This window comes from Protofrankia symbiont of Coriaria myrtifolia, assembly GCF_900634755.1.
GTDB lineage: Bacteria > Actinomycetota > Actinomycetes > Frankiales > Frankiaceae > Protofrankia > Protofrankia coriariae.
This window is the reverse complement of the sequence record NZ_CAAAFS010000215.1, coordinates 1-7,921: the sequence shown is the minus strand read 5'-3', so window position 1 is coordinate 7,921 and position 7,921 is coordinate 1. Positions and strand designations below refer to the sequence as shown.

The window sequence follows — 7,921 nt, the reverse complement described above, 5'->3', positions numbered from 1 at the left end:
GGGTCGGGGCGCGGGCCGGGGCCGGTCCCGGTGGTCATCGGCCGCGCACCGGTGAGTGCCGCACCGGTGAGTGCCGCACCGGTGAGTGCCTGTCAGCAGGACCCGCTGGCCGGGTTCGCGCCCACCGCCGTGGGGCACTGACATGCCCGCCCCACAACTGGCCGACCCCCTGTTACTGGGGGCACGGCAGGCGCCCTCCCGAGTGCTGTTCGGGCCGCACGAGACCAACCTCGGCCACCGGCGCTCGTTGAGCCCCCGGCAGGTAGCCTACTACGCCCGGCGGGCCGCCGGCGGTGCCGGGATCATCGTCACCGAGACGGCGTCGGTCACCGCCGACGACTGGCCCTACGAACGGGCACCGCTGGCCGCCGACTGCGCCCCCGGCTGGTCGGCGGTGGCCGACGCCTGCCGGGAACACGGCACCCTGGTGCTCGCCGGGCTCGGCCACGCCGGCGGGCAGGGCTCGAGCGCGTTCTCCCAGTCGGTGCTGTGGGCGCCGTCGCCGGTGGCCGACGCGGCCAGCCGCGAACTGCCCGCGGAGATGGAACAGCCCGAGATCGACGCGGTGATCGAGGGTTTCGCCGCCGCGGCCCGGCTGGCCACGGCGGCCGGCACCGACGGGGTGGAGATCGACGCCGGGGCCGTCTCGCTGCTGCGCCAGTTCCACTCCGGGCTGACCAACCAGCGTCAGGACGACTACGGCAGCGACCGGCTGCGCCTGACCCGCGAGGTGATCGCCGCGGTGCGCGGCGCGCTGGGGGCCGAGGGCATCCTCGCGCTGCGGCTGTCCTGCGACGAGCTCGCGCCCTGGGCCGGGGTGACACCCGAGCAGGCGGCCGCGCAGGTCGCCGCCCTCGCCGGCGACATCGACCTGCTCGTCGTGGTCCGCGGCGGGCCGTTCTCCACCTCCGCCTACCGGCCCACCGCGCACACGCCACCGATGTTCAACCTGGAGCTGTGCCGGCGGATGCGGGCCGCCGCCGGGGGCGTCCCCATGGTGCTGCAGGGCAGCGTCGTGGACGTGGCCGAGGCCGAGGCCGCCCTGGCCGACGGCGTCGCCGACATGGTCGAGATGACCCGGGCGCAGATCGCCGAACCCGACCTGGTGCGTCTCGCACGCGCGGGCGCGGCCGACCAGGTGCGGCCGTGCGTTCTGTGCAACCAGGCCTGCCGGGTGCGTGACAACCGCAACCCGGTCGTCAGCTGTGTCGGTGAGCCGTACAGCGGTCACGAGACCGCCGAGAGGCCGGTCGCGGGCACCGACCCGCGGGCCCGCGGCGTGCTGGTGGTCGGCGGTGGGCCCGCCGGGCTGGAGGCCGCCCGGGTGCTGGTGCTGCGCGGGCACCAGGTCCGGCTGGCCGAACGCACCGGCGCGCTCGGCGGCGCGCTGCGGGCCGCCGCGGTCGGGCCGGGCCGCACCCGGCTGGCTCTGCTCACCGACTGGCTGGCGGCGCAGTGCCACCGGCTGCGGGTGCGGGTCGACCTCGGGGTCGAGGTGACCGTCGACGATCTCGACGCGGCCGTCGCGGACGGCTGGGACGTCCTGCTCGCCACCGGGTCCCGGCCCGTGCCCGGCCGTTACGGACCGGCTGGTGCCGATGATGCCGCCGCCCTCACCGCCGGCTCCAGCGCCGCCGCCGGCGGTGAGGGCGGTGCCGCCGATGACAGCGGCAACAAGAGCAGCGATGCCGGTAACAAGAGCGGTCCCGGTGCGGAGGACAGAGCCGACAGCGAAGCCGTCGCCGGTGCTGGTGTCGTCGCTGGTGCTGGTGCTGATGACGAAGCCGGCGGCGCTGCTGAGGGGGGCGCCGCCGAGGACCGTCCCGGCGCAGGCGGGACGACCGTGCTCGACGTGCTCGACGTGCTGCGCGGCGGCCTGGACGCCGTTCCGGCCGGCCCGGTGTTCGTCCACGACCCGGTCGGGGGGCCGGTGGCGGTCGGGGTCGCCGAATGGCTCGCCGGAGCCGGGCGCGAGGTGACCCTGGGCACCCCCGACACGGTGGCGGGCACGCTGCTCTCCCTCACCGGCGATCTCGCACCGGCCAACACCCGGCTGCAGCAGGCGGGCGTGCGCCGCCAGCCGCGGGTGCTGCTGCGCGAGGCCGGCGGCGGGCGGGTCGTGCTGGAGGACGTCTGGACGGGCGAGCGCCGCACGCTGCCGTGCGCGGTGCTCGTCGACTGCGGTCACCGCCTCCCCGAGGAGGCCCTGTACACGGCCCGGCCGGGCACGCCCCGGGCCGGCGACTGTGTGGCGCCGCGGACGGTTCTCGAAGCGGTCCTGGAGGGCCGCCGCCGCGCTCTCGGGATCGGCGGCCGTACGAGCCCGCCGGCGTCCCGGCCGCTCGCCGGGGCACGCCGCGGTTAGGCCACCTCCGATGGACCTTCATTCAGCGGCTTCCCGCCTGGCGGCTCCTCGTCCACTGGCCGCACGTCCGGCGGTTCCTCGCCCGGCGGCGGCTACGCGGCCGTACGGACCGGTGCCCGGACGGCCGCCCGCACCCAGCCGGCAGCCCGCACCCAGGAAGGCGACATGAGTGCCACCAGCCGTTACCGGTACCTGTTCAGCCCGTTGCGCATCGGGCCGCTCACCGTCGACAACCGGGTGGTCTTCTCGGCGCACCTGACCAACTACGCGCGGGACGGCCTGCCCTCCGAGCAGCACGTGGCCTACTACGCGGCCCGGGCGGCAGGCGGCGCGGGGATGATCATTACCGAGGAGCACTCGACGCATCCCACGGACTGGCCGTACGAGAAGCTCATCCACGGGTTCAACCCGGAGGTGATCCCCGGCTACCGGCGGATCACCGACACGGTGCACGCGCACGGCGTGCCCATCCTCGCCCAGATCAACCACAACGGCGGCCAGGCGTCGTCGATGTACTCGCGGCTGCCGGTGTGGGCGCCCAGCCCGGTGCCCGACCCGCTGTTCCGCGAGGTCCCCAAGGCCGTCGAGCTTCACGAGATCCGGGAAGTGGTCGACGGCTACGGGCTGGTCGCCGAGCACTGCGTCGCCGGCGGCTTCGACGGCGTCGAGCTGCAGTGCTCGCACTCGTCCATCGTGCGCGGCTTCCTCTCCCCGGCGACCAACCGGCGCACCGACGCCTACGGCGGGACGCTGGCGAACCGGGCCCGCCTGCTGCTGGAGATCGTCGACGTGGTCCGGGTGGCCCTCGGCCCGCGGCGCGCCCTCGGCGTGCGGATCTGCGGCGACGAGCTGATCGAGGGTGGTACGACGATCGAGGAGGCCGTCGCCGTGGCCCGGCTGGTGGAGGCCACCGGCAAGGTCGACTACATCAACACCTCGATCGGGGTCGCCACCGCCACCCTCTACATGATCGAGGCGAGCATGCAGGTGCCGCCGGGCTACGCGATGTTCATCCCGAGCGCGATCCGGCAGGCGGTGAGCCTGCCTGTCGTCGGCGTCGGCCGGTTCAAGGACCCGCTGCAGGCCGACCGGGCCCTGGCCGCGGGACACGCCGACCTCATCGGGGTGGTGCGCGGCCAGATCGCCGACCCGGACTTCGTGGCCAAGGCGCGGGCCGGGCACGCCACCGAGATCCGCACCTGCCTGTCCTGCAACCAGGAGTGCGTGGGACGGATGGGGCTCAACCGCTGGCTGGGCTGCATCGAGAACCCGCGCACCGGCCGGGAGTCGGTGCCGCTGCCGCCGCCGCGCCGCCGCGGGCGGCGGGTCCACGTCGTCGGCGGCGGCCCCGGCGGCATGCAGGCCGCTGTCACCGCCGCCCAGCGCGGGCACCACGTCACCCTGTTCGAGCGGTCGTCGCGGCTGGGCGGCCAGGTGCCGGTGGCGGCGGCCGTGCCGAGCCGGGCGGAGTTCCTCGACATCGCGCGCAACCTGATCGCGCACGTGCGGCGGACCGGCGTCGACGTACGGACCTCCGTCGAGGTGGACGCGGACTTCCTGCGCGCGCAGGCCCCGGACGCGGTGGTGCTGGCCACGGGTGCCCGACCGAATCCCCCCTGGTGGGCGGCGGGGCATCCCCGGGTGGTGGACGTGCGCGACGTGCTGGAGGGGCGGGCGGAGCCGAGCGGCACCGTCGTGGTCGTGGACGAACTGGGGTTCCACCAGGCCACCTCCGTCGCGGAGCTGCTGGCCGACCGGGGCTGCCAGGTCGAGGTCGTCACCAACGGCATGGTCGTCGGCCAGGACCTCGGGGTGACACTGGACCTGGAGACCTGGAACGTCCGGGCGGCGGCCAGGGGCATCGTCCAGAGCACCGATCTGGTGCCGATGGGGGTGACGCCCGGCGCGGACGGCGGTGTGCTGCTCGCCCTCCAGCACCATCCCACCGGCACCGACGCCCAGCGCGCCGTGGACTGGGTGGTCTGCGCCGTTCAGCAGCAGGCGGAGGACACGCTCTGGCGCGGCCTGCGCGAGGATCTGCCGGCGCTGCCGTTCTCCGTCCACCGGGTTGGCGACTGCCTCGCCCCCCGCCGTGCACACGCCGCGGTCGTCGAAGGCCAACGCGTGGGGGTTTCGCTGTGAACGCAGACGGACGCGAGTGGAGTGGTCGTCCCCGTCCCGGGGACGGCGGCGGAGGGAGTGGCCGTCGGAGCGAACCGGAAGATGCGAGCGCGGGGGGTGTGGGAGACGGCCGGTTCGTTCCGGGCGGGGTGGTGCTTGCCGTGGTGGTGGCGCGCGGGGGGGTGCTGCCGCTGGGCGCGCAGGAGAGCATCGCCGAGGCCGACGGGCAGGCGTTGATCATCGGTGGCGGGGCCAAGGAGGCGGCGCAGGCGGTCACCGGCGCGTCGGCGCTGTGGTGGAGCGACACCGGCCCCGGGCTGCGCGCCGGCGCGCTCGCCCGGGTGCTCGCCGACGTGCTCGCCGACGTCCCGCTGCTGCTGTTGCCGGCGTCCCCGGACGGCCGTGACCTTGCCCCTCGGCTGGCCGCCGCGCTCGACCGTCCGCTGCTCGCCGGCGCCGTCGCGGTCCGGCGGGACGCCGACGGGGTGGTGCGGGCGGAGCTGCCGAGGCTGGACGACCGGCTGCTGCTCACGGTGGAGTGCGTGCGGCCCGCGGTGGCGACCCTGCTGCCGGGCGTGCGCTCCGTGCCCACAGCCGGGCGGCGTCCGGATCCGCGCGAGCTGCCCCTGCCGCCGCTGTCACCTTCGCGGTCCTCGGCGGTCTGGGCGCGTGATGTCGACGTCATCGAGGTGGTCGAGCCGGATCCGGCCACGATGGATCTTGCCGAGGCCGGCCGGGTCGTCGGCGGCGGCGCCGGGCTGGTGCCCCCCGGGTCCGGCGCGGATCAGGCGCGGGCGCTGTTCGACCTGCTCGCCGCCGTGTCGGCGGCGCTCGACGCCTCGGCGGGGGCGACACGGGTCGCCACCGACGCCGGCTGGATCGGCTACGACCGCCAGATCGGCACGACCGGGGTGACGGTCGACCCCGAGCTCTACGTCGCGTTCGGGATCTCCGGCGCGAGCCAGCACGTCGGCGGGCTGGGCTCGCCCCGGCATGTGGTGAGCGTCAACGTCGACCCGTCCTGCCCGATGACCGCGATGGCCGATCTCGGCCTGGTCACCGACGCCCGTGAACTGCTGATGGAGCTGGCCCGGCGGTTCGGTGTCCCCGTCCCCGAGGAGGTCCGGCCGTGACGGCAACGCCTGCCGCGTCGTCGGCAACGCCCGCGGCGCCCGCACCGTCGGCGTCGGCCTCGTCCCCGCCGTCCCCGCCGTCCCCGCCGTCCCCGCAGCCGGCGTCACCGGCGTCACCGGCGTCATCGGTGTCACCCGGCCGGGCGACGTTGTTCTTCGACGCGGTCGTCGTCGGTGCCGGCCCGGCGGGGTCGGCCGCCGCGCTCGAGCTGGCCCGGGCGGGCCGGTCCGTCGCGCTCGTCGAGCGGGGGCCGTTTCCCGGGTCGAAGAACGTCTACGGTGGCGTGATCTACGGCCGGGTCCTCGACGAGGTCCTCCCCGCCTGGTGGGAGGAGGTGCCGGTGGAGCGCTGGGTGGTGCGTCGGTCAACGATGATCATGACGCCGACGCGGTCGCTGTCCATCGACTACCGCAGCCAGGCCTGGGGCGCCGCCCCCTACAACGGGATGACCACCTACCGGGCGGACTTCGACAGCTGGCTGGCGGGCAGGGCCGTGGCCGCGGGCGCCCGACTGGTCACCTCGACCGTGGCCACCGGGCTGCTGCGCGACGCCGCCGGCCGGGTCGTCGGTGTGCGCACCGACCGGGCGGACGGCGACCTGCGCGCCCAGGTCGTGATCGCCTGTGACGGGGTGAACTCGTTCCTGGCGAAGGAGGCCGGCCTGCTGCCGCGGGCCGACGCCGCGCACCACACCCTCGGCGTCAAGGAGGTGCTGTCGCTGCCGGCGGAGGTGATCGACGAACGTTTCGGGGTGCGCCGCACCGAGGGCGTGGACATCGAGATGCTCGGCTGCACCCGCGGGATCCCCGGCGGCGGCTTCCTCTACACCAACGCGGACACGGTCAGCGTCGGCGTGGTGCTCTCCCTGCCCCACCTGGCGGTGGCGAAGGTACGTCCCGAAGAGATCATCGCCGATGTGAAGGCGCACCCGGCCGTCGCGCCCTACCTGCGCGGGTCGACGGTCAAGGAGTACTCCGCCCATCTGATCCCCGAAGGCGGCTACGACGCGATGCCGCGGCTGCACGCCGACGGGCTGCTCCTCGCCGGCGACGCCGCCGGCATGACGCTTGCCGCCGGCATCTGGCTGGAGGGGGTCAACTTCGCCATCGGCTCGGGGCTGGCCGCGGGCCGGGTCGCCGCCCGGGCGATCACCGTCGGTGACGTCTCCTCGGCCGGGCTCGCCTCCTACCGGTCCGACCTGGAGGGACAGTTCGTGCTGGCCGACCACAGACGGCTGCGCGGCGCGCCCGAGGTGATCCTCTCCGAACGGATCCAGCAGCGGTATCCCGGCCTGATCACCGACATCGCCGAAGGGGTGTTCACCGTGACGAACCCGACGCCCAAGCCCGGGTTCACCCGGCTGCTGCGGCGGGCGGCGAGGCGCAACGGCGTGAGCCTGCGCGAGCTGGCCGCCGACGCAGCCCGGATCGGCCGGGTGTTCCGATGAGCCGCCTGCCGCTCGGCCTCGTCAGGGACCGCAGTCGGGACCGCCGCCGGGCCGGTCGGGCAGCCCCGGCGGCCCCGACGGCCGCACCGGCCAGGACCGGCCCGGCGGCCACGGGTCTGCCGGCAGACCCGGCGGTCACAGCCGGCTCGGGCGATGCGGCCGGGGCCGCCACGGGCGAACGCTGGCACGACATCTCCTTCGACGACCGGATGGCCACCGTCGACTTCCGGGTCGGCGAGCGGGCCCACATCGTGGTCGACTCCGACGTCTGCCGTTCGTGCACCACGAAGGCGTGCGTGACCGCCTGCCCGGCCAACCTGTTCGCCCCGACCTCCGACGGCGGCATCCTGTTCAACTACGAGCAGTGCTTCGAGTGCGGGACCTGCTACATGATCTGTAACGGCGAGAACGCGATCAGATGGACCTACCCGGACGGCGGGCAGGGCGTCGTCTTCCGGCGGGGGTGACGGCGCCGTGACGTCACAGCCGTCCGAACCGGCACTCACGACAGCGGCCGAGACCCGGGCCGAGACCCGGGCCGAGACCCCGGTCGGGGCAGCGGTCGGGGCAGCGGTCGGTACCGGGACGGCGGTCGCGCCGCTTGTCGTCGTGTGCCTGTGCCACACCGACCTGCGGCCGGATGTCGACCCGCTGACCGGGGCCGTCACCCGGGACCTGCGCGGCGCCGGGATCGCCCCGGCCGAGCAGGCCGCCCTCGAGCACGCGCTGCGGATCGCCGATGCCTGGGGTGGGGCGGTGCTGGCCGTGGCCGCCGGCCCACCCGCAGCCGACGAGACCCTGCGCGCCGCGGCCGCGCTCGGCGCGCGAGTGCTGCGGGTCCCATGGCCGGCGCC

The 7,921-nt window shown here is 75.3% G+C and carries 5 protein-coding genes and 1 pseudogene; all 6 read left to right on the top strand.

The window, feature by feature from the left end; all coding sequences use genetic code 11:
- The first annotated feature begins 142 nt into the window (after window positions 1-142).
- A complete protein-coding gene (locus CM1CMNOD_RS23140) occupies window positions 143-2,365 on the top strand; it encodes a mycofactocin system FadH/OYE family oxidoreductase 1 (RefSeq protein WP_013873927.1) in 2,223 nt (740 codons plus the stop codon).
- A gap of 165 nt (window positions 2,366-2,530) precedes the next feature.
- Window positions 2,531-4,507: a mycofactocin system FadH/OYE family oxidoreductase 2 gene (locus CM1CMNOD_RS12190; protein ID WP_013873926.1), complete on the top strand. Its 1,977-nt coding sequence runs from the start codon at window positions 2,531-2,533 to the stop codon at window positions 4,505-4,507.
- Between the two features lie 98 nt (window positions 4,508-4,605).
- Window positions 4,606-5,619, top strand: coding sequence for a mycofactocin-associated electron transfer flavoprotein alpha subunit (locus CM1CMNOD_RS12185; protein WP_013873925.1), 1,014 nt, complete (start codon window positions 4,606-4,608; stop codon window positions 5,617-5,619).
- The gene (locus CM1CMNOD_RS12175) at window positions 5,616-7,067 is read left to right on the top strand and encodes an FAD-dependent oxidoreductase (protein WP_013873924.1); all 1,452 of its coding nucleotides are present in this window, start codon (window positions 5,616-5,618) and stop codon (window positions 7,065-7,067) included. The genes CM1CMNOD_RS12185 and CM1CMNOD_RS12175 overlap by 4 nt, the downstream gene beginning before the upstream one ends.
- Complete coding sequence (locus CM1CMNOD_RS23135; protein ID WP_013873923.1) at window positions 7,064-7,534, top strand: ferredoxin family protein; 471 nt, start codon at window positions 7,064-7,066, stop codon at window positions 7,532-7,534. Before CM1CMNOD_RS12175 ends, CM1CMNOD_RS23135 begins: the two co-directional genes overlap by 4 nt.
- Window positions 7,535-7,541: 7 nt before the next feature.
- Window positions 7,542-7,921: pseudogene (locus CM1CMNOD_RS12165) on the top strand (mycofactocin-associated electron transfer flavoprotein beta subunit); the annotation flags it as partial.